This window comes from Marinobacter piscis, from assembly GCF_007671655.1.
GTDB lineage: Bacteria > Pseudomonadota > Gammaproteobacteria > Pseudomonadales > Oleiphilaceae > Marinobacter > Marinobacter piscensis.
This window is the reverse complement of sequence record NZ_VCGX01000001.1, coordinates 878833-901312: the sequence shown is the minus strand read 5'-3', so window position 1 is coordinate 901312 and position 22480 is coordinate 878833. Positions and strand designations below refer to the sequence as shown.

Below are 22480 nucleotides of genomic sequence, written 5' to 3'. Positions count from 1 at the left end.
ATAATAACTTTTATAGGATGACTTATTGAATTCTCAATTCAGCCCAAGGACAGCATCCATATTACAGCCCATAAATGAACAGCTATGATCAATACGCACTTCATCGCCGATGCGAACTCTTGAAATCACTTCATCGTCTACAACAACAAAAGCGCCACTGCGAACAACCGGGTCACCGATTCTGCCTTTGCCAATCGGATAGCGGTCGCCATCTTTGGTCACATTAACCAGGTTAACATTACCACCTGCCTTTGCGCCCAGATCGGCTGTTAAAGAGGTTTTCAATACAAACTTGCCTTCAGAGGTTTCATAGCCTTCAAGGACATAACCGGTCGGCGAGAAGAATGCTTTCAACTCTTCCTGAACTTCATAAACGGAGTCTTTGGCAGCTGCCCGGACCAGGTTACCGCCGTTCGCCGGACAGTTGGAGTTGCGGGTTTCTTCAGAGCTGCTCGCACTTCCCTGACTGCGAAATGATTTGACACGGGTTAGCTCCGGAACCGTGTAAACATCGATGCTGATATCAACCTTGCTGGCATAGCTGCACTTCGGAGGTGTGGTATGCCGCTTGCCATCGTCGTCTACCCAACTACTGGCCTCACTGAAACTTGAACCGAAGCTTGCCTGTGCCACTGTGGTTTTAATAGCATAATCAGCGATCGGAGCACCTTTGTAAGCGCCAGCTCCACCCATTTCCGCACGCTCTACTTCGTCTTTCAGCTGAGCCGCCAGTGCACGGTCAACCATTTCTGCACCTGCATCGTTAAGATAGCCATCGATAGCATAGCGAATTGGCTCCCCAGCCTGGGCCTTGTCCGCCGTGACCGATTTCGATGTATCGATATCAAAAATAACAACTTTACTAACATCAGCGCCGCGCGGAGCCGGGTTCGACTCGGAAACCGGCAACTCCATCATATTTGTCAGATGTTCCTGTGTTACCTTTGGCGTTGATGCGCAACCTGCAGCCAACAAACCAGCAGCAACAACACCCAGCGTTAATGTTTTTCTTAGCATGAAACTCTCTCCCAGTTTTCCTGTGTTTAAATCATCGCCCCGTAATCAGGGCTCTTCGTGCATATTCAAAGCACGCCAAATACCGCGCTCACGAATGTCCTCAGCAACCAACCGGTTTGTCGTCTTTAATGCCAGGTCAAAGCTGGTCAGCGAGCTGGCAGCCGCGTTGTAACGCGCAGACGAGATCTCATTACCTTTACTGTCCTGAAGCGAAATCATGGTTTTCAGCTGAACATGATACTCGTTGAACATCTCACGTTCCGAAGGCGCGCCCGTCACTGCAATCACGCCATCGTAATGCCCGCCGGGGCGGCCAGCTTCCGCGCGCAAACCCAGCTCCAGCAGCATTGTTAAAAGCTTTTCACCCACGCCTGAGGTGTAAGGGTCCCAGGTTACCGCCAGGTTCAGGGATTGCTGCATTCGCTCTCCCTCTTCCAGTAATGATTGGTAACGAGCTAAAGCCCTCTGCCTCAGGCTGTCGCTCTGGCCCGCCGACTGCACCAATAAGATCTTATCGATAGCCTCTGTAATCTGGCTTCGGGCAAGAGTAAGGCGATACAGGTATTTCACGCGGGTGCTGCTTTCGGCATCCGCCAGGCGGGCTTCAATGTCCCGTCCCAACTGGTCAATATCCTTAAGGAGTGAGTCAACCAGGGTTTGACGGTTCACAGACAAAAGCACGAATAACCGATTACCAGCCTGGGCGCTGCTGACTGTCCGAAATTCTGATAATTTCAGTGAGTCTGTGGTGGTGCGGACGCGGTTTCGCGTTTTGGATGTCTCCTGGCCGTCCGCCAGCACGGTTTCGGTTTGAACATCAGACGTTACGCGGGTTTCAAGCTTTCCCGCGATCACTGCCAGAGCATCATCCCGAGCCCCGCGCAGGGCGACGCCTTCACCCACACCGTAAATTGTTGACTCCGTATCCTCAGGAGGGCTGAGTACCCACTCAGGCAGCACCCCCGATGCACTGTTGCTTGTTGCACAGCCACTTAACACAAAACTCAGTAAAAAAATTATTAGCAGAGCCGGCTTCTCAAGATGAACATTACTCACTTGATAACGCCTCCTCATACTTGGCTAAACGACTGGTCACTTTGCGCAGATAGTTAACGGTTTCCTCATAAGGTAAGTTGCTCATCAAGTGGGAGTGAACTTCTGAGGGAGACATGGTGTTGGCTATGCGCGTAGCCGGGCGCAGAGCCATGGAATTACCGGTCAGTGCCTTGGATACGTTGCCTGGCCCGGTGTTATAGGCTGCAATGGAGCAGTACAGACGGGAAAGCGGGTTCTCAATCCCACGGAAATACCGGTAGTAAAGAATATTGAAGTAGGCTGCGCCAACCTGGATATTGTTTTCAGGGTTGTATAGATAAGAGGGTGCCAGCAACCGCGGCTTGCCAAACAGCTTTTCAGTCGCATCTTGTCCTGCGCTGGCCGGTACTATTTGCATAAGGCCAAAGGCGGGAATCGGTGACTTTGCCATCGGGTTAAACGCCGATTCAGTCTCCATGATGGCCAGCAACAGCTCTGCTGAAAGATCGAACTTTACGTTTTCACGATTAATGGATGAAACGAATGGGCGAGCCCGGGCAGGAAGACGGTCAAACCGGTCAGCTTCGATAGATTTTGTCTTCCATACTTCCCCCGTGCCTACCACAGGTGCCGGGGCCACCTTGGGTTCGGGCATGGGCGCCGGCTTAGCCTTCGGTTTTGCCGTAGGCTCAGGCTCAGGCACTGCAACCACTGGCGGCTCGACTGCGCCCTCATCAATAGCCATCGGGAAAGTCCAGACAACAATCGTTTGTCCCTTCTGGCTAACTTTGCTCTTCTCAGCCGAGGCAAGCATGGCTTGCATTACCCCATCAACCCGCGACTGGGTCACCGTGCTTTCGCCAAACAGGAAGGCAGGCAAAACAGGTTTATTATCCAACTCCGCCGTTTCCAGGTGATCGAACCGGGCCCGACTCCTGGATTCAATTTCACTGGCCACTTCGTCCTGCTCAAAGGCTTGCCGGCGGGTGAGCGACATTAATTCCGCAAGCATCGCTTTGGCGCCAGACAGATCAAAGCCAGAATCCACATAGTGTTCAGGCGTAGACCACTGGATAACGCCCTTCTCAAAATCCACAACGCGTTTGCGTTTATACTCGTCTTCGTAAAGCACCCAGCGGGTTTGAGACGACTGCTCGGGGCTGGCCCAGACATCAGCGATCCGGTTTTCATAACCCGCCGACACCTGTTCATGAAGCGCTGCGAACTCACGCGCCTCTTTCTGCACCTCATCCCGGTAGGACACGTAGCCCTGCTGCACCTCTTTTTTGTAAGCTGCAAAACCCGAGTCACTGGATTTATACTCGGTTTTTGCAGCCAGGTGGTAACTGCCCAGTGCAAGCGGGGAACCGATGACCAGTACCGTTATCGCTCTACGAAGACGACTCATTTCTTATCCTTCCAGGGCTTCGTCTAACTCTTCAGCCGCACGCTTTGCACGATATTCCTGATACAGCAGGGCTTCGTTATTGGGATTCAGCTGACGGTTGGATTTGTCGATTATTTGCTCGAAAATCTTGCGATTTTTTTCCGGAGCCAACACCACCATGCTGCAGAACAACATCTTGTCGCCCGGGCCTTTCAGATAATCAACACGCTCAGGAATCGCACCATTGAGCATTTGCTCTGTTACCTGCTTCGAGACGCTCTCAAATGTGGAGCCCGATCCCGCCTCATCACCATTCTCGGTGAGTGTCTGATAGGTCTTGTCCATCGCCTGAACGTTCACCCGGATCTGCTGAGCCAGCCCCGCGCGCGCCAGGGCAACCGATTTGGCCTTGAGAATGCTCATGTTGGCGTTATCAGGTACACATTCGGTGGCGGCGAGGGCGCCTTCTCCGGCCAGGCTGGACGGAGTCATCACCCAGGCTGGCAGGCCACTGTCAGAACTTGGCTGTTCGGGAGACTGGTTACTGGCACAACCAGCCACCAGACCTGCAGCCAGTACGGCAGTGATTAATTTAATCTTTGAATGGATCATTCTTCGCTCCTTGATTGTCGTTTTATTACTGATAGGCAGAAAGATAATGTCCCAAGTCTATCGGGCTCAGGATGGAGGCCGTCAGGTCGCTCAGGGGGAGGTCTCCCCAGCCGTAAAAATTGGGTTTGGTCGAGCCACGCAAGGTCTTGCGTATGGTTTCGGAATCGCCATCCTGCAAAACGCTCTGGTAAAGTTTTGCCAACCCATGCACGCTGCTGCCATCGCCATAGTTAACCCAGCCGGCAAAGGCTTTCTGGTTCAGCGATCCGCCTCCGAGATTGACGGACTCAAGGTAAGACGCACTGTTTTTAGTCCAGTCCGCAACAAAGTCACCGGGTATGCCCTTGAGTTCCGAAAAGGTAAATTCGCCAAGATTGCCGCCCCACTTTCCAAAAACCGGCGGAGCAAAGCCCTCCTGAAGGCTGATCACGGTATACCCCATGACTTCACCTGACCTGACAAGCAACGTCAGAAGATACTTTTCATCAAAAAAATACTCAGCGCTTAACCCTTGTTCCAGGTTCCGGCTAACCTGCGGCATCCCGAATATTTCGCGGGCAAAATCCAGGTTAATACCAGACCTGAGGTAGCCCAGATCTTTATATTCCGGAATGTTCGTGAAGGTTGATATTGCCCGGTCAATCGCGCTTTCAACAATCATGACCGCTTCAGAAAAATTACCCAGAGCAATGACAGGCAAGGTAATTGCAGCGACCCAGCTCACAGTCTTTTGACGAAAAGTGAAGCTTTTCTCACGGGCATTCTGAACGCTGGCGTCAGTCACAATTTAAGGCTCACAATGTTTTATTTGCGGTATTATCAGGGTTGGACGCCTTGCCCCGGCCAAGTTAATAAACGCGGTCGATGACTAAAAGCAATCGCAATTTCGGAGCGGATAGTCGCAACATTAACTTGTGTTAACAACCCCAAGATTGTAAATCTTCGTCAATTCTTCAACCGCTAACGATGCAACAGAGGGCTGGCCGTGAGCCAGGAAGATGGAGTGAGATAAATGTGGGGTGGGGAAAATACGAAAAAACTGCAGATTCAGCGCCTTAACTGCTCCAGCAAAGCCTCGTCGTCCGGATTGGCGCCCCAACGATTACTGTGCACCAGATCCTCCAGTGGCAGCCGTGAGCGCCAGCCTTTGGTCTCCAGCTCAGGCTTGTCGAGAAACTCACTGACGTAACCGAGGCACAGGTAAGCCAGCGGATAGACGTTCTCCGGCAAGTTGAGGATGCTCGCCAGTCTGGACTGGTCAATGATACTCACCCAACCCACGCCAATACCCTCGGCCCGCGCTGCCAGCCACAAATTCTGCACCGCCAGGCAGGTACTGAACAGGTCCATTTCCACAACCGAATTACGGCCCAGTACATGGTCACCACCGCGGCTGCGGTTACAGGTGATACACAGATTCATCGGACTTTCGGTAATGCCCTGCAGTTTCAAACTACGATAGGTCTGTTGACGCTCACCCGTATAATTCTTCGCCGCTTTGGCGTTCTCTTCATTAAAACTGGCCAACACCTGCTCACGGATCTCGGGGCTGTCGATCAGTATGAAATCCCAGGGCTGCATAAAGCCTACTGAAGGCGCATGGTGGGCTGCATTCAGAAGGCGCGCCAGCACGGGACGTGGAATAGGATCTGGCAGGAATTGCGAGCGCACATCGCGGCGCTCGTATATAGCCCGATAGAGACCTGCACGCTCGTCGTCACTGAAGTCATGTCCCGAATTATGCATGATGTTTGATGCCTCCTGAGTTGGCTGTTAATACTCTAGCAGCTCACGCAGCCAGTCTGTGTCCAGGCACTGCTCAACCTGATCTGCCAGCCGCTCGAGCTGTTCAAGACGATGCTGTTGGTAGTCCACTGCTGTGCCTGCGTGATCGAGCCCGGCCCATTCAAGAAGAGCGTCGCATGCCGCAGGTTCGTCGAAAATTCCGTGTACATAGGTGCCTGCAATCTGCCTGTCGGCACTTATCGCACCTTCGGGCTTGCCGTCTATCTGCCCGAGAGGCCTTGCGAAGGCTTCGCCCTGGCTCACGCCGTTGTGCATTTCATAACCGCTGAAAACTGCACCATCGCCGCCCGCCCTGTCTGTCTGAAAGGCGAGAGTGCCTTTGACGTTCCTCAGCTGTTTACCAGCCACCATGGTGGTGGTCATTTCCAACAAACCCAGACCGCCTGCAGAACCGGCATCGCCTTCCAGTCCGTCAGGATCATCCACCTGCTCGCCCAGCATCTGGAAACCACCGCATAGACCAAACACTTTACCGCCGTAACGCAGGTGTTTACGAATGGCCTGCGCCCACCCCTGAGAATGTAGCCAGACTATGTCGGTACGGGTGCTTTTGCTACCGGGCAGAATAATAAGATCTGCCGCCGGAATGGGCTGATCCGGGCCAACAAACCGAAGGTTTACGCCCGGGTGCAGGCGCAAAGGATCAAAGTCATTGTGATTGCTGATGCGGGGTAAAACGGGAACAATCACGTTGAGGGCGCCGGCCTCACTAGTGCCAGACGTACCTATACTGTCCTCGGAATCCACAACCAGGCCATGCAGATAAGGCAATACGCCCATCACCGGTTTGCCAGTACGCTCAGTTAGCCAGTCCAGACCCGGTTCCAGCAAACTGATATCGCCACGGAAACGATTGATAATAAACCCTGCTGTGCGCGTTTGTTCGCTGTGGGAGATCAGCTCCAGAGTGCCTACAAGCTGGGCAAACACGCCGCCCCGGTCGATATCCCCAACCAACAGCACCGGGCAATCTGCCGCTTCAGCAAAGCCCATGTTGGCGATATCATTAGCCCGCAGATTCACCTCCGCCGGGCTGCCGGCGCCCTCCGCAATGATTACATCATAACGCTCGCTGAGTGAGCGCCAGGCTTCCATTACTGCGCTCATGGCCTCGGCTTTATAGGCATGATAATCCAGCGCCTCCATATTGCCGTGCACCTGGCCGCGCAGAATAACCTGAGCGCCACAGTCGCTTTGAGGCTTCAGCAATACCGGATTCATGTCGCTGTGGGGTTCAACACCACAGGCCAGCGCTTGCAGTGCCGTGGAGCGACCAATTTCACCGCCATCCACGGTAATGGCGCTGTTCAATGCCATGTTCTGGGGCTTGAACGGCGCGACGGATACACCCTGGCGCGCCAGCCAGCGACACAGGGCAGCGACAACCGTGGTTTTCCCGGCGTCGGAGGTGGTGCCCTGAATCATCAGCGTGGTCATGGCTTAAAGCTCAACACCCTTCTGAGCCTTGATACCCTGATCCGCAAAGGCGTGTTTTACTACGCCCATTTCAGTCACTGTGTCTGCGATATCAACCAGCTCTTTTGGGGCGCTTCTGCCAGTGACAACCACGTGCTGCATTTCCGGCCGGGCCTGCAGGTCGTCCAGAACACGATCCAGATCTATGTAGTCGTACTTCAATGCGATATTGAGTTCATCCAATAAAATCAAATCGTAGCTGTCGTCTTGCAGCATGCCTGCAACAATGTCCCAGGCCGCATTGGCGGATTCCACATCCTGCTCCCGGTTCTGGGTCTCCCAGGTGTACCCTTCCCCCATCACGTGGTAATCCACATTGGGCAGATCCCGGAAGAAGGCTTCTTCGCCGGTGCTGAATGCACCTTTGATAAACTGCACAATGCCTACTTTCATGCCATGACCCAGGGAGCGCGCCACCATGCCAAAGCCAGAGCTGCTTTTGCCTTTGCCCGGGCCGGTCAGCACCAATAATACGCCCTGCTCTTTCTGGGCATTGGCGATGCGTTCCTGCATGATTTTCTGTTTGGCAGCCATGCGCTTGGCATGGCGTTCAGGGTCTTTTGCGCGTTCCTTCATGATGTACCCTCGTCGTCATTATGGAATGTCAGCGGCTGGCCTTTGAAAATAGCGGCAACAACGCTCGGTGCTGATGGAAAATAGCTGTAAAACAGGCTGGCGACCAAGCCTTTGTCACCAAACACAAGCTCACTACCGGTGCCTGCCTGTTTTTTGGTGTGGGCCACGGCCTCCCAGTGTGTGCCAAGGGTAAACCGATGGAATGTATGGCCTCGCAGTTCACCCTGTGTTGTCGCAAGGCTGTGCATGCCGATGCCCTGAAGGCGCCTGGCAATAGTTGCCTGCCCCGGCACGATCCCGAATAGCGGGTGGGTTATGCCGTCTTTATCCGTGAACTCCTCCATGCAAGCGATTAAGCCACCACATTCCGCAAGTATTGGCTTGCCGGAGTTGTAAAACGCCTTGATAGCTGTCCTCATGGACTCATTCCCTGCGAGGATGCCGCCATGAAGATCAGGGTAGCCACCCGGAATCCACAGGGCGTCGGCTGATGGTATCTCTGCATCTTCGAGGGGCGAGAAATAGTGCAGCTCCGCCCCCATAGCACGAAGCAACTCCATGTTTGCACGGTAAATAAAACTGAAGGCAGCATCCCGGGCAATTGCAATGCGCACTCCGGCCAGCAACGCTTCCGGCCTGGCCGGCTCGGTTGTCCTGACAGTCACCGCTTTTGGTAGCTCTTCAAGGCCAGCAGCTTTGAGAACTTCGGCGGCTTTATCCAACTGCCGGTCAAGATTCTCCAACTCTGCCGGCTGAACCAGCCCAAGGTGCCTATCAGGAATGCTCATTGCCTCATCACGGGGGATGGCACCCAGCAGGCTGATACCTTCAGGCAACCCGTCGCGCAGCATGTCGCCGTGGCGCGGGCTACCAATTTTGTTCGCAACAACTTGATATACAGCGAGCCCAGGATCAAAGTTAGCCAGTCCCAAGGCGACAGCACCAAAGGTTTGCGCCATGCCTCCGGCGTCAATCACCGGCAACGCCGGAATACCCATCAGCTTGGCCAAGTCGGCGCTTGATGGATCGCCGTCGAACAACCCCATAGCGCCTTCGATCAGAACAAGGTCTGCCGTTTTCGCGGCCTCTGCCAATCGCCACCGACACTCATCTTCGCCGGTCATCCAGGGGTGGAGTTGGTAAACAGGGTTCCCTGAGGCAACCTCCAGCACCATCGGGTCCAGATAGTCCGGGCCATGTTTGAACACCCGAACCTCACGCCCGGCATTGCGGTGCAAGCGTGCCAGTGCTGCCGTTACCATGGATTTCCCCTGCCCGGAGGCGGGAGCGGTAATCATTACTGCGGGGACAGATCTATTCATAACTTAGCCATTTAAACAACGAAATTATTAGCGCACCGGTATAAAAACAGGGGCGCCATCTGCTTCCACTGTAATCAGCCTCTGGTTGTATAATTGCTCCAGAGCCGTTGGCTCCAGCATGGCGTCAACCGCCCCCCAGCATGCGTCGCCATTGGTATAAAGAAGCAACACATGACTACACCAACGGGCCGCCAGATTCAGGTCGTGCAGGCACATAAAAACAGCTTTCCCTGCAGTCGCTTGATCCCGAAGCAAGTTCATAACACTGACTTGATGATGCAGGTCGAGGTGGTTGGTAGGCTCATCCAGCAGCCATACACTTGGGTCCTGGGTCATTAACGTAGCGATAGCAACACGTTGCCGTTCCCCGCCAGAAAGCGTGTTCAACAGGCGGTCCGACAGATGATCAACATCCAGCATGGCAAGAGCACTCCGGGCACGAGCCTGATCCTCACTTTGCTCGCTCTCCCACGGCGATAACCATGGATGCCTGCCGATCAGTGCAGTTTCCAGGACGGTTGCCGGAAAACTGTCCTGACGCTCCTGAAAGACCAGGCCAAGATGCTGAGCTATCTCGCGGCGCTTCATGAGTTTTAAAGGCTGTTCGTTTAACAGCACCTGGCCGTTACGGGGACGGAGCAGCCCTGCAAGTGTGTGGAGCAATGTAGTTTTACCCGCACCGTTCGGGCCGAGAACCCCCCAGGTCTGGCCAGGCTCTATTTCTATATTCAGTGGGTAGCCATCCGGCCTTCCTGGCACATTGATCACCAAATCCCGGGTACGCAGCCTGCTCATCAACGGCTCCGGTGTAACAAAAAGAGAAATGTGGGCACACCCAACAAAGCCGTAATCACGCCAACCGGCAATTGCTCAGGCGCAATCACGGTTCGAGCCAGTGTATCCGCCAGCACCAGCAGCGTACCGCCTGCCAAAGCGCAGGCGGGAAGAATGATGCGCTGATCATTACCCAGCACCAGCCGAAGCATGTGAGGCACAATCAGGCCAACGAAACCAACGCTGCCGGCGGTGGTCACTGCGGTCGCTGTTAACAGGCTGGCCAGAACGTAGATCGTCCACTCCAGCGGTCGCACAGACACCCCAAGAGCTGCAGCCTGCATGGGTCCGCGCGCCAGCACATTCAGGTTACGGGCAAGAGGTAGAATAAAAAGAACCGAAAGCCCCAGAATAATTAGTGGCGGCCAGGGTGTTCGGGCATAGGAAACGTCACCCATAAGCCAGTAAAGCATACCCGGGAGCTTGTGCGATGGCGTAATGGCCAGCATAAGCGTAATGACAGCGCCCCAGCCAGCCGCGACTACCACCCCTGTCAGCAAAAGGCGCGATGGAGTCCAACTGCCCGTGCCGTGCGCAAGTCCGAATACCAGAACAGTAGCCAACATTGCGCCCGCAAAAGCAGAACCTGAAACCAGCAGGGTTCCCAACCCGGTCAGCATGGCCAGAAGTGCGCCTACAGCAGCACCCCCAGATAAGCCCAGTACGTACGGATCAGCCAATGGATTACGCAGCAGGATCTGCATAAGAGCACCCGCTACGGCCAAAAGCCCTCCTGTCGCGAATGCAGACAGCGTGCGCGGCATACGCAGATCCCAAAGCAGTGTCCGATGCAAAGAAGTGCCGTCGCCTTGTACCGCCTCCAAAAGACCAAGGGGCGGAATGGTCACGCTTCCCATAGCCAATGCCAGCAATATGGCAGCAAGAGCTGCTATTCCCAATCCGAGCAAAGAGCGAATCATTGATTATTGATCCACAAATATAAGCTTTTATTATTAGCGGGCACGGGCAGTATCCAGCTTTTGACAGATTGATTTGCTGGCTTCAAGAAGCCTGGGAGTGGGTCTGGAAATGGGGGAGGCTGGAATAAAAAATAAATTATTACGGGCGACAGCACTGAGTTCCGGATACTTTTTCCAATGATCCAGCTCATCATCTGCTGTACCCTCAACACTGCCGGTCAGGATGGCATGAGGGTCAGCCTCCAGAACAACCTCAGCGCTGATTCGCGGGACCAGTCGTGGCATGTCACCAAACACGTTCACCCCGCCACACAGCTGCAAAACCTTGCCAATCAGGTGTTCGTTATTAATTGTCATTAAAGGTGTTTCCCACACCTGATAAAAAACCGGTATGGGTTCAGCATGTTGATACTGCTTCGAAACCTTCGCCATACCTTTTCGGAAGCGCTCCGCTTCTGCGTAACCTTGGTTTTCGGTTCCTGCCAGCCTGGATAACAGTTCAATGGTGCGTGAAACCCCTTCAAACGTTCGGGGCTCAATGGCAAACGTAGGCAACCCAAGCTCCTGCAACATTTCTATCTGCGCAGGTGGATTGCCCGTCACCCAGGTGATCACCAAGTCCGGCTTTAAAGCCAGCAATGCCTCAAGATCAATGCGTGTGTGATTACCCACTAGTGGCAATTCCAATGCTTCTGGCGGGTAGTCGCTGTGATTAACCACAGCGACTACTTTATCGCCGGCGCCAGCGGCAAACATAAGCTCGGTTGCACCGGGCGAAAGAGTGGCTATACGCTTGGCCGGAGCATGCAGGCACAGTTCGTCACCGGTACCGTCGGTAACACAGCGTTGCGCCTCGCCGGCTGACAAAGGGGAGACCGCAAGCAGTGCCAACATCGCCCACAGCGCAAAACCTAAAGACAGCCGGCATGAAACCACGCTAGCCCTCCTGTTTCTTCAAGTTATTGAATATCATAACGAACCGTCAGCATGGCAGTCCGGCCGGCAGCAATATAATTTCGGCCATCGAAATATTTCGCGGTCGAATATTTCTTGTCGGTCACATTAGCCAGCGTCAGACGGCTGCTCCAGTTTGGCGCAAAGTGCCAGCCGGCGCGAAGATCCAGTGTTCCGAATCCAGCCAGACGATCGACTTCGTCAGCCTTGTCATAACGATGGCCTTCCGCGATTACCGAACCGCCGAACACAAAATTACTGATCGTTTTGTCCAGATCAAAGCTGGCCGTCTGCCGGGGTCGGCGTGCCAATTGATTCTTTGTGTCACGATCTTCCGGATCCATGTACGTTAACGTAATGCCCGTCCGCCAACCGTTATGTTCATAACCACCGGCAAACTCCGCTCCACGGATTCGCGCTTCATCTACGTTAACGGGCATATCAACACCGCCGACACTTCCGGAACTGATCAGGTTATCAATCTCCATCTGGTACAGTGCCAGATCCCAGAACCATCTTTCGTAGTTCCCGCTGGCACCCAGTTCGTAGCTTTTGGATTCCTCAGCGTCCAGGTCCGGGTTGCCCTGATAGTTGAATGATAACGGCCAATAAAGATCATTAAACGTCGGCGCCCGGAAAGCGGTACCGTAGCTGGCACGGATACGGTGTGAACGGTCAAAACTGTAACCCAATGCCACACCACCTGTTTCTTTGTTGCCATAGGCTTCGTTGTCATCACTGCGGAGACTCAGCTGCACATCCGTTGGGCCAAAATTCAGACGCAACTGACTGAAAACGGCGGTATTGGTACGACTGTTTTCACTGTAATCCTGGGTACTGCTGACCTCATCTTGCTGTAGTTCAGCGCCAACAACCATTTCATGAACGCTGTAAGAGAAAGTGTTTTCCCACCGGGCCTGGCGCAGCCGCGTATTGTAAGTGGAGTCACCAGTGTCGGCGAATGTATCCGACTCATCCCTTGATTCCGAAAACTGAATACCCGTTTGCCAGTTATCATTGACTGGCGTCACCAGCCCAAGCCCCACAGTACGAAGCATGTAATCAATATTGCCGCCCTCGTATTCGGTATTTCCCTCCGACTGCATCAGCACAACACTGGCTTCACCACCATTGTCCAGATCATGCACAATCCGCCCGAGTCCGGCAGTATTGCGGAAGCCCTTGTCGTCACCATTCTCGACAATCGCGGTGCCATCGGTGTCTTTGTGCAGACCGCTCAGGCTGAAACGTGTGTTGCCAACCGAGCCGGAAGCACCCGCGCTGGCCTTCTGGGTATCAAAACTACCGGCTCCCGCCTCGACCCAGCCGCGGTTTCCGTATTTCGGATCCAGCGTAAACGCCTGCACCACACCGCCCATGGCATCGGCGCCATAAAGCGAGCTGCGGGGGCCGCGCACAATTTCAACACGCTCGATGAGCTCAGTCGGAAAGTACTGCCAGGAAGCGCCACCGCCGGTTGCCGAATGCAGCTTTATACCGTCGACCAGAAAAACGGTTCCCGCATTTTTGACACCACGGGTATACACACTCGTAGTTTTCCCAAAAGAGCCGTTGCCTGTGACGTTAATACCTGGCTGACCACGCAAAAGCTCAGAAAACTCAGCTGGGGCCTTTGAGCGAATATCTTCCTCTTCAATAACCGTAACGGACGCCAGACTCTCACCCACAGTTTTCGGGCCAAGTGTGGCAGTGACAACAATAGGGTCTAGCTGCGAGGTTTCTGCATCTTGTGCAAAAGCAATAGAGAGGGGGCTGAGGGCAAAAGGAACAACCAGAGCTCGGGTAACTGACCGGGAAACTTTCATTAAACGCACTCACATACACTCCATGCGCACCCGCACGGAAAGTTTTCAGGTACTGCAGAGGGAGGCAGGTTTTGGCGCGATACCAAACCGGGGTATTTTAAAATGGTGGGAAAATTCCGTAAGGCAGGCCGGCTCTTTACCCACCGCAACTGCCCTCCGCAGCGTTCGGTGTGTTTACAGGCCGGTCTCCGGACTCATGAGCGTATACTGATCGGCGTAAACCTTCCCATGCTTATGCACAGTGGCATCTTTCTTCGCCAATCACTCACTTACCGTTGCGGGGGCAGTGCCGGACTTTAACCGGCTTCCCGTTTCACTGTTGTAACGTTGATGATGACGCGACAACAACACCTGCAAACGCGGAGCAAGGCTAACAACGGGTTAATGTCCGGTCAATGACTAATCACAAGTCCTTTCCGCTAATGCAGCCGCCAACCTGCGCCAACCGTCCTCATCTTTCGCCAGACCAAAGCGCAGCATTCCCGGTTGCTCAAAGGCTCTGACCAGGACCGCCCGGACAGCCAGCTGGCCCTGTAATGACGATGGATTATCAAGGCGAACGGTCTGGAAAAGTGCGCTGCCACCCACAAGTGTTAACCCTGCTGAGTGCAACAGTTCATGTAGCCTGGTCACACTGTCTGAAAGGCGTATGCGGGTTTGCTGCTGCCACGCTGTATCTTTTAACGCCTGAGCCATCACATAACGAGCCGGCCCACTTAGCGGCCAGGGGCCAAGCACTGCCTTTAATGACTCTGCAACAACCCGATCTGAAAGCACTGCTCCCGCTCGCACACCCGCCAGACCAAAAAACTTTCCCAGGGAGCGAAGAACGACCAGTCCCGGGCGCCCGGTATGGGTGCACAGACTGAATGCCGGTGTGGCATCCATAAAGGCCTCATCAACAATCAACCAGCCACCACGTTTTTGCAGCCGCTGATGCCAACGCAGCAGAGTAGAAGGTGGGATTATCTCTCCCGTGGGGTTGTTGGGATTGATCCAGACCAGCACATCCAGCTGATCCAGCCAACGATCATCGTAGCCAGACGCCCCACCACCGGTTTGCTCCGGCCCAACAGGAGCAACCGTATGGCCCGCTTCACGCCAGCTGTGCCCATGCTCACGATAACCAGGCACAGGTATACCAACACGGCAGGGTTTGCGTAATCGCGGCAGCGCCATAATGGCCGCCTGACTGCCCGGCACGGGTATACACGCCGCTAATGGTGGCGCCCCGGCCCACTGACGGATAATTGTTTCCAGCCCGTCATCAGCTTCAGGCAACCGTTGCCAGACTTCCGTCGGTATTTCCGGCACCGGCCAGCCGATCGGGTTTATGCCGGTAGACAAATCCAGCCATTCCGAACGGGGAATACCCCAGTGTTCTGCCGCTTTGTTCAAGCGCCCGCCATGCTCTAACGTCACAATTAATTCACCACCAAAGATAAAAGCACTGCTCCCATCAGGACAACGCCAAGCCACAGCCAAACTCCCCGCCATACCAGCCTGATCGCCGCCTCCACACTGGCCGAACCGGCTGCCTGAAAGCCTCCCAGAACCGGGCGATGCTTCAACCCGGAAGGATAAGGCGAGGGCCCACCAATGCGCACACCCAACGCTCCTGCTCCCGCTGCCATAACCGGCCCTGCGTTCGGGCTGTCCCATTGTGGCGCCTGGTTTCGCCAGCACCGCCAGGCCAGTTTGCGGTCGCCCAGCAACATGTAGGTGAGCGCTGTCAGTCGGGCAGGCACCCATCCCATCAGGTCGTCCAGTCGCGCGGCGGCCCGGCCAAAATACAGGAACCGCGGGTTGCGGTAGCCCCACATGGCATCCAGCGTGTTTATCATTCGATGCAGCACCACCCCCGGAATGCCGGCCACCAGAAACCAGAACAGGCTGGCAAACACTGCATCTGCGCCATTCTCTAGCATAGATTCAGTGGCCGCAGCGGCCACGCCTTGCTCATCCAGTGCACTGGCCTCTCGACTGACAATACGGCTAACCTGCTCCTGAGCGACTTCAAGATCGCCTTTACGTAATGGTTCGGCCACAGCTCTGCCGTGTTCTGTCAGGCCTCGAAGCGAGATGGCCAGCCAGAGTGTTATTGCCTCTGCAGCCACCCTCAATACGCCATTGAGGGTGGCAGAAACCCATAGTGCAACGCCCAGCACAGGCGCCATGAGCAGGAGTACGGAAAACCAGCCTGTGAACAAGCTTTTCCAGGCCTTGTCTGGCGCGGTGTTGAACCTCTTTTCCACAGCCGTGGCTAACTGACCAAACCCGACAACCGGATGCAGACGGCCTGGCTCGCCCAGCACATAATCAAGCACAAGAGCCAGTACACAGGCCATCCAGAGAGTTATTAAAGACACACGCGATTCCAGGTCAGTCAGAAAGTGAAGCCGTCAAGCCTACCTGATTCCCTCCAGTCGGAGTATGATCCTGCTCCACGCTGCATTACAGTCTTTTGATGTATTAAGGTAGGTAACATGTCGTTTCCCAGTAGTTGGATCACCCCACCCCGGCAACCCGATGCCCGTTTTTTTGGGCAGGCTGCGCGACGGCAGAGTGTGCTGACAAAACCCGCTGGGTCTCTGGGTCGGCTGGAAAATGTGGCGATTCAGCTTGCCGGGCTGCAAGGCACCGATAAACCAACACTCAAACGCATTCATATCAGTGTGTTTGTGGGCGATCATGGTATTTGTGAAGAAGGCATCTCTGCCTACCCCCAGTCGGTCACCGCCCAGATGATAGCCAACTTTGCCAACGGCGGTGCGGCGATCAGTGTGCTGGCAAAATCCATGGGGGCAGCGCTGGAAGTTGTTAACCTGGGCACAGTTGCCGACATTGCACCGGATTTGCCCGGTGTTATCGATGCTCGCATCGCGCCCTGCACCCGTAATTTTGCGGAAGAAGATGCTATGACCACAGAGCAGGTGAGTACAGCACTTGCACATGGGGATGCCGCTGCGCAGCGGGCGGCGGATTCTGGCTGTCAGTTATTCATTGGCGGTGAAATGGGCATAGGCAACACCACCTCAGCAACGGCCATTGCCTGTTCCCTGATGGGCAAAAACCCGTTGAAACTGGCTGGCCCCGGCACAGGCCTGAGTATGGCGGGCGTACGCCACAAGGCAGAGGTGATTATCAGCGCTGTGCAACGCCACGATAACGATGACGACGGCGAGGATGCGCTGGCCGTTCTCAAAGCCTTTGGCGGCTTTGAAATTGCGGCTCTGGCCGGGGCCATTGCCGGCTGTGCGGCACGCTCCATTCCAGTGCTGATTGATGGTTATATCGTATCTGTAGCCGCCTTGATTGCCGTCACTCACCAGCCGGACATCCGGCCCTGGCTGCTGTTTGCGCACCGCTCCGCCGAGCCCGGTCACCAGGCCATTCTGGCGGCGCTTAACGCCGAGCCGCTGCTGGATCTGGGCATGCATCTCGGTGAAGGCAGTGGTGCCGCTGCTGCGGTTCCCTTGCTTAAAATGGCTTGTGAACTGCACAACGGCATGGCCAGCTTTGAAGACGCTGGTGTCAGCACCCGTGAGGAGCATCGGGATGAGTGATCAAACAACGGTGTTCGACCTTATCCGCCATGGCGAGCCCGAAGGCGGTCCTATGTACCGGGGCAGCAAAGACGACCCTCTGAGTGCTGCTGGCTGGCAGCAAATGCGTGATGCTGTCGCCGAAACGGATCACTGGGATGCCATCGTCACCTCTCCCATGCTGCGCTGCGTCCATTTTGCCCGGGAGCTGGCAGATCGCTACGGAGTCCCCCTGCATAAGGACGAACGTTTACGGGAAATCAATTTTGGAAAATGGGAAGGACGCACCGCTGAAGACGTAATGGCCAGCGATGGCGAACGGCTCAGCCAGTTCTGGGCAAACCCGGCAGCCAACACTCCACCCGGCGGCGAAGCAACCCGGGATTTCAACAATCGTGTGGTTGAGAGCTGGCATCACTGGCAACATGAGCTTGCGGGCCAGAATGTACTCATTGTGTGCCATGGCGGGGTTATCAGGATGATCGTGGCGGATGTCATGAACATCCCGCTGGAACACGCGTTTGCAGGGCTCATGACACCTTACGCATGCCGCAGCAGAATACAGGTCAACACCTCAGAACACGGGCGCTTTCAGAGCCTTGCCGCACACGGAACACTCAGGGCTTTAACGTCATAGGCAAGCCAGCAACACTCATCACCACCTTGTCACTCACAGCTGCCAGAGCCTGATTCAGCCAGCCCAGCTCATCCGCAAAGCGACGGGTGAGCGGGTCCATTCCAATGGTGCCCAAGCCGACTTCATTACTGACGATCACCAGTTCGCCGGGATAATGGCTTATCTGAACCAAAAACGCTTCCCGCTCGCGGTTAAAGACCTCATCCCCTGCGTGCAACAGATTGCTCAGCCACAGGCTCATGCAGTCAATCAGAATGCAGGGCGGATGCTCGACCTTTGCCTGGCGGGCAAGCACCTGAGCCAGAGCCAGAGGCTCTTCCGCAAGCCCCCAGCCAGACGGGCGCTGTTGCTGGTGACGCTGAATACGTGCCCGCATCTCATCGTCCCCGGCTGTGGCGGTAGCCAGATACACTACGGGGCTGCTCGTATCTGAAGCCAGGCTCTCTGCCAGCGCAGTTTTACCGGAGCGGATACCACCAAGAACCAAAGTATGCATGTCGTTTTGTCTCCGGGACTCAAGGACTGCATGCTAACTGGCGGCCCGACTGAAAAGCAAAAAAGCCCCGCGAACGGGGCAAAGTCGGAGAGAGTGACTTCCGAAGTACAGATCAGAACTTGACGCGTGCACCGGTCATGGCAATGTCTACGTTATCGTAGTTGCGCTCTTTTGCGCTCAACTGATAATTGTTGAACGACGCGTACATGTCCAGCCATTTGGCCGGTGCGTATACGTAGCTGATACCGTAGGCCTTAACCTCACTGTCGGTTATTGCTGCCGGAGTGTATTCAGTGCGGTCTTCACCCATGGCATGGTGAATGGCAACAGAATGCTTGCCGGTTTTATAGCCGGTTTTCACCATGAAAAAATCCGATGCAGTCCTGCCACTGCTATCCTGATTGGAATACACACCAGTCAGGTTAAAGCCGCTGGTGTGCAGCCAGGATGCAGAACCACCAAACACTTCAACCTTGTCCGCAACACCGCCCACATCCTTGCGCGAGTATCCAACGCCGGCAACCAGTTTACCAGCCAGCGGCAGGCTTACTTTTGCGGCCAACTCACTGACGTCATCACTGCCGTTACCACTGGCTTTGTCTTTGTATCCCTGACTCACTGAGAATGTCATCGGACCGAAGCTGGGGCTGTCATAGCGCACCCGGTCGTACCTCTGTTCAAAGTCCTGATTATGCAGGGCCTGAATCAGCTTCACATCGTTACCTGAGCCATCTTTCGCCACAAACGGCAGCGCGCCGCCCATCAGCCCCAGGTTGGAGAACGCCGCTACCTTGGTGCCAGAAATATCAATTTCCGTATAGCCATCCGCAGCGCCGGAACCCTGCCCGATCGAAACCTGGCCAAAATCACCGGCAACAAACAGGTTGATATGGCGCTCTTCCAGCTCGCCGTCTTCGGAACGATTATCAGGAGTTACAACGTTTGAGGGGTTGTGCTGATACTCAAACTCAACATGGGTACCGATCCGCACCCCCAGATCTTCCACCTCTTTACTGATCTTTGCGCCAAGACGGCTGGAGGCGTATTTGTTGTCCACAATGTAGGTTTCAGAGCCATTACCTGTATCGCCATACATGGCCGCCATGTTTACCCAGCCGTAGGTATTAATATCCAGATCCGGCACTTCAACCGTTTTGGCCTGCACGGGCGCGGCGGCCAGGCTGCCACTGACCAACGCAATAGCGAGATAGAGTTTGTGTTTTTGCGTCATAAAGGATGCTCCTGCATAGCGATGACCGAAAGTAGGTTCATTCTGAATAAGTACTAAACTAACTTTATCGGGATCCGCTGATTGAGGTTTGATCCTTATCAAGTTGTGATGGCTTAATGGCATTTGAACCGGGAATGCCCGCGCAACCCCGGGTTTCTGCTATAGTTTTGCGAAGGTATTATTTATTCCATTCGGGAGACAGCATGCAGGCTGAACTGATCGATATCCGTAACCATCTGGTCCAGCATCCGCCGTTCAAGGACATGCCGGAGGAGCTGGTTAATCAGCTCACCGCCAGCATAGAGATTGTCTACGTCCGGGCCGGAACCCAGGTGCTGGAAATCGGACAGCCCAGCACTGAGATGTACTACATTCGCAGTGGCGCGGCCGAGATTTACCGGCGCTCCGGCGAACTCTACAACCGGGTGGGTGAAGGTGAAATATTTGGCCAGTTTGGCCTTCTGATGCAGCGCCCGGTGCGTTTCCCCGCGAAGGCCCTGGAGGACAGTCTGCTTTACCGTGTGCCAGCCGAAACATTTCATTATCTGTTTGAGCAGGATGAAAACTTTGCTGATTTTGTAGAGATAGAAGACCGCAGTCGTTTACGCTCGGCACTCTCCCGCCGGGAAAAATCCAACGCACTAATGACGTCCCGCGTGACCCGGCTGATTTCCCGCAAAACCGTGTCAGCCCCCACAACTGTAAGGCTGCAGGAAGCGGCGCGTATTATGACTGACAACGGCGTATCGGCTTTATTGCTGATGGAAGGTGAAGGCGACAATGCGCGTCTTAAAGGCATTATCACCGACCGTGACTTGCGCACACGGGCAGTTATTGACGCACTGCCTTCCGAGACCCCTGTCCGGGAAATCATGACGGAAGACCTGACCACTATTCGTGCCAGCAGTTATATTTTTGAAGCCATGCTCTCAATGCTGCACAACAATGTTCACCATCTTCCGGTTATGGACGGTCATGAAGTGCGGGGTGTGGTTGCGCTTTCTGACATTGTTAAATACGAAAGCCAGAGCAGCCTGTACCTGGTGAGTAACATTTATCACCAACAGCATGTACATGGTCTGAAGAAAATCAGTTACGACGTGCGCGACAGCTTTGTGCGCATGGTTAATGAAGACGCCAACTCACACATGATCGGCAGTGCTATGGCCGGCATTGGCCGCAGTTTCACCCATCGCTTACTGGAGCTGGGAGAGGAGAAACTGGGTCCGCCGCCCGTGCCTTACTGCTTTATGGCACTGGGTTCCATGGCCCGTGACGAGCAGCTCGTAGTAACCGACCAGGACAATGCTATGATCCTGGACGACAGCTTCGTACCCGAAGAGCACGATGAATACTTTCTGGCACTGGCCAAATTCGTGTCCGACGGGCTTGCCGAGTGTGGCTATACGTACTGCACCGGTGACATCATGGCCACCAACCCGAAATGGCGACAGCCCCTGAGAGTATGGCGGGACTACTTTACCGACTGGATTGAGAACCCCAAGGCCGAAGCTCTGCTGAACAGCAGTATTTTCTTTGATCTTGATGGTATCTACGGTCGTACTGATTTTGCGGAGGAGCTCAAGACACTGGTGGCGGAAAAAGCCAGCCACAGCCAACACTTCCTGACGCTGATGGCGCGTAATGCGCTCAACCGCACACCGCCTCTTGGTTTTTTCCGAACCTTTGTCCTTGAGGAAGACGGTAAGCATAAAAAAACATTTAACCTGAAACGCCGGGGCACCGCGCCCTTGTCCGATCTCATCCGGGTCCATGCACTGGCTTCGGGCTCACGGGCGCAAAACTCCTTTGAGCGCCTGAAGAGCATTGCCAAGACCAGTCTCATCGTCGAAGACGATCTGGACAACCTGCGGGATGCGCTTGAGTTTATCTCAATCGTTCGTATCCGCCACCAGGCTCTGTCGCTCCAGGCCGGGCAAGAGCCTGATAACAACGTGCGCCCACAGGATCTGTCACCGTTTGAGCGCAGCCACCTTAAAGATGCTTTTCAGGTAGTCAGCAACGCCCAGAAGTTTTTGCGCTTCCGCTACTATAACCAGGCTGCGCGGTATGTCTGAAACCTCTCCCGTTACCGACGCCATAAAACAACTGCCCTGGCCCGAGCAATATCAGGCTCTGGCCGACACCGCCAAAGCCCCCGTTCTGGCTGCCTTTTACCAGGCCGGCTGCGTGCCTGCGGAAACCCCGATTTCCAGAGTGCCTTTGGTGGCACTGGACTTTGAAACAACCGGTCTGGATGTCGACGCGCACTCAATCGTGAGTATCGGGCTGGTTCCTTTTACTCTGGATGGCATTCAGCTCGGTCAGGCAAAACACTGGGTTGTCCGTCCGAGATTACCATTGCATCAGGAGTCAGTTACCTTCCACGGCATCACCCATGCGGATATCCATGAAGCTCCGGATTTGTCCGACATACTCGAAGACGTGTTTGCCAGCCTGAACGGCCGTATTCCTGTGGTGCATTTCCGGTATATCGAGCGCCCGTTCCTGAATACGGCACTCAAGGCCAGGCTTGATGAGGGCATTCGCTTTCCCGTAATCGACACCATGGCCATTGAAGCGCACCTGCACCCTGACCGGAAACCGTCGTTCCTGCAGCGCCTGATGGGTAAAAGGCCGGTTTCCATTCGTTTGCCGGACAGCAGAAGGCGCTATGGCCTGCCTCACTATGCATCCCATAACGCGCTGATTGATTCCATTGCCACTGCCGAGCTACTGCAAGCCCAGATACACCATCACTTCAGCCCGGACACGCCGATCGGGGACTTATGGCTTTGAGTGTGGC

General features: G+C 54.8%; 21 protein-coding genes and 1 riboswitch. Of the genes, 4 read left to right on the top strand and 17 right to left on the bottom strand.

Annotated features, from left to right (window positions below; all coding sequences use genetic code 11):
• Window positions 1-33: 33 nt before the first annotated feature.
• From FFI95_RS04135 to cbiB, 15 genes are all read right to left on the bottom strand, one after another.
• On the bottom strand, window positions 34-1017 hold the full coding sequence (locus FFI95_RS04135; RefSeq protein ID WP_144821113.1) for a hypothetical protein: 984 nt from the start codon (window positions 1015-1017) through the stop codon (window positions 34-36).
• Between the two features lie 45 nt (window positions 1018-1062).
• Window positions 1063-2073: an LPP20 family lipoprotein gene (locus FFI95_RS04130; protein ID WP_186311956.1), complete on the bottom strand. Its 1011-nt coding sequence runs from the start codon at window positions 2071-2073 to the stop codon at window positions 1063-1065.
• Window positions 2066-3460, bottom strand: coding sequence for a transglycosylase SLT domain-containing protein (locus FFI95_RS04125; RefSeq protein WP_144821111.1), 1395 nt, complete (start codon window positions 3458-3460; stop codon window positions 2066-2068). Before FFI95_RS04125 ends, FFI95_RS04130 begins: the two co-directional genes overlap by 8 nt.
• Before the next feature lie 3 nt (window positions 3461-3463).
• The gene (locus FFI95_RS04120) at window positions 3464-4051 is read right to left on the bottom strand and encodes a hypothetical protein (protein WP_144821110.1); all 588 of its coding nucleotides are present in this window, start codon (window positions 4049-4051) and stop codon (window positions 3464-3466) included.
• Between the two features lie 25 nt (window positions 4052-4076).
• Window positions 4077-4835 (bottom strand): ETEC_3214 domain-containing protein, encoded by a 759-nt coding sequence (locus tag FFI95_RS04115; RefSeq protein ID WP_144821109.1) that lies wholly within the window; start codon window positions 4833-4835, stop codon window positions 4077-4079.
• A 263-nt stretch (window positions 4836-5098) separates the two neighbouring features.
• Window positions 5099-5797: a 5,6-dimethylbenzimidazole synthase gene (gene bluB / locus FFI95_RS04110; RefSeq protein ID WP_144821108.1), complete on the bottom strand. Its 699-nt coding sequence runs from the start codon at window positions 5795-5797 to the stop codon at window positions 5099-5101.
• Window positions 5798-5824: 27 nt separating this feature from the next.
• Entirely contained in the window at window positions 5825-7294 is a 1470-nt protein-coding gene (locus FFI95_RS04105) for a cobyric acid synthase (RefSeq protein ID WP_144821107.1), read from the bottom strand.
• A 3-nt stretch (window positions 7295-7297) separates the two neighbouring features.
• A complete protein-coding gene (cobO, locus tag FFI95_RS04100; RefSeq protein WP_144821106.1) occupies window positions 7298-7909 on the bottom strand; it encodes a cob(I)yrinic acid a,c-diamide adenosyltransferase in 612 nt (203 codons plus the stop codon).
• Window positions 7906-9231, bottom strand: coding sequence for a cobyrinic acid a,c-diamide synthase CobB (locus FFI95_RS04095; RefSeq protein ID WP_144821105.1), 1326 nt, complete (start codon window positions 9229-9231; stop codon window positions 7906-7908). Before FFI95_RS04095 ends, cobO begins: the two co-directional genes overlap by 4 nt.
• 27 nt (window positions 9232-9258) lie before the next feature.
• Window positions 9259-10026 carry an ABC transporter ATP-binding protein gene (locus tag FFI95_RS04090; RefSeq protein WP_144821104.1) on the bottom strand — a complete coding sequence of 256 codons (768 nt, stop codon included), beginning with the start codon at window positions 10024-10026 and terminating at the stop codon, window positions 9259-9261.
• A complete protein-coding gene (locus tag FFI95_RS04085; protein WP_144821103.1) occupies window positions 10026-10985 on the bottom strand; it encodes a FecCD family ABC transporter permease in 960 nt (319 codons plus the stop codon). Before FFI95_RS04085 ends, FFI95_RS04090 begins: the two co-directional genes overlap by 1 nt.
• A 33-nt stretch (window positions 10986-11018) precedes the next feature.
• The gene (locus FFI95_RS04080; RefSeq protein ID WP_144821459.1) at window positions 11019-11879 is read right to left on the bottom strand and encodes a cobalamin-binding protein; all 861 of its coding nucleotides are present in this window, start codon (window positions 11877-11879) and stop codon (window positions 11019-11021) included.
• Between the two features lie 65 nt (window positions 11880-11944).
• Window positions 11945-13765 carry a TonB-dependent receptor domain-containing protein gene (locus FFI95_RS04075; RefSeq protein ID WP_144821458.1) on the bottom strand — a complete coding sequence of 607 codons (1821 nt, stop codon included), beginning with the start codon at window positions 13763-13765 and terminating at the stop codon, window positions 11945-11947.
• 162 nt (window positions 13766-13927) lie between these two features.
• Window positions 13928-14135: riboswitch (cobalamin riboswitch) on the bottom strand.
• Window positions 14136-14164: 29 nt separating this feature from the next.
• Entirely contained in the window at window positions 14165-15187 is a 1023-nt protein-coding gene (gene cobD / locus FFI95_RS04070; RefSeq protein WP_246069372.1) for a threonine-phosphate decarboxylase CobD, read from the bottom strand.
• A 2-nt stretch (window positions 15188-15189) separates the two neighbouring features.
• Complete coding sequence (gene cbiB / locus FFI95_RS04065) at window positions 15190-16125, bottom strand: adenosylcobinamide-phosphate synthase CbiB (protein ID WP_144821457.1); 936 nt, start codon at window positions 16123-16125, stop codon at window positions 15190-15192.
• 126 nt (window positions 16126-16251) lie between these two features.
• Between cbiB and cobT the strand changes: the two genes are divergently transcribed.
• On the top strand, window positions 16252-17331 hold the full coding sequence (cobT, locus tag FFI95_RS04060) for a nicotinate-nucleotide--dimethylbenzimidazole phosphoribosyltransferase (RefSeq protein ID WP_144821101.1): 1080 nt from the start codon (window positions 16252-16254) through the stop codon (window positions 17329-17331).
• Entirely contained in the window at window positions 17324-17947 is a 624-nt protein-coding gene (locus FFI95_RS04055) for a histidine phosphatase family protein (protein ID WP_144821100.1), read from the top strand. The genes cobT and FFI95_RS04055 overlap by 8 nt, the downstream gene beginning before the upstream one ends.
• On the opposite strand, the gene cobU is transcribed toward FFI95_RS04055, so the two are convergent.
• A complete protein-coding gene (gene cobU / locus FFI95_RS04050; protein ID WP_144821099.1) occupies window positions 17928-18443 on the bottom strand; it encodes a bifunctional adenosylcobinamide kinase/adenosylcobinamide-phosphate guanylyltransferase in 516 nt (171 codons plus the stop codon). The two genes, FFI95_RS04055 and cobU, sit on opposite strands and share 20 nt — an antisense overlap.
• A gap of 112 nt (window positions 18444-18555) precedes the next feature.
• Entirely contained in the window at window positions 18556-19674 is a 1119-nt protein-coding gene (locus FFI95_RS04045; RefSeq protein WP_178975797.1) for a porin, read from the bottom strand.
• 203 nt (window positions 19675-19877) lie between these two features.
• Here FFI95_RS04045 and FFI95_RS04040 point away from each other — a divergent pair, with 203 nt between their 5' ends.
• Together FFI95_RS04040 and FFI95_RS04035 are read left to right on the top strand one after the other, a co-directional pair.
• The gene (locus FFI95_RS04040) at window positions 19878-21752 is read left to right on the top strand and encodes a putative nucleotidyltransferase substrate binding domain-containing protein (RefSeq protein WP_144821097.1); all 1875 of its coding nucleotides are present in this window, start codon (window positions 19878-19880) and stop codon (window positions 21750-21752) included.
• Window positions 21745-22473 (top strand): 3'-5' exonuclease, encoded by a 729-nt coding sequence (locus tag FFI95_RS04035; protein WP_144821096.1) that lies wholly within the window; start codon window positions 21745-21747, stop codon window positions 22471-22473. The genes FFI95_RS04040 and FFI95_RS04035 overlap by 8 nt, the downstream gene beginning before the upstream one ends.
• Window positions 22474-22480 lie beyond the last annotated feature (7 nt).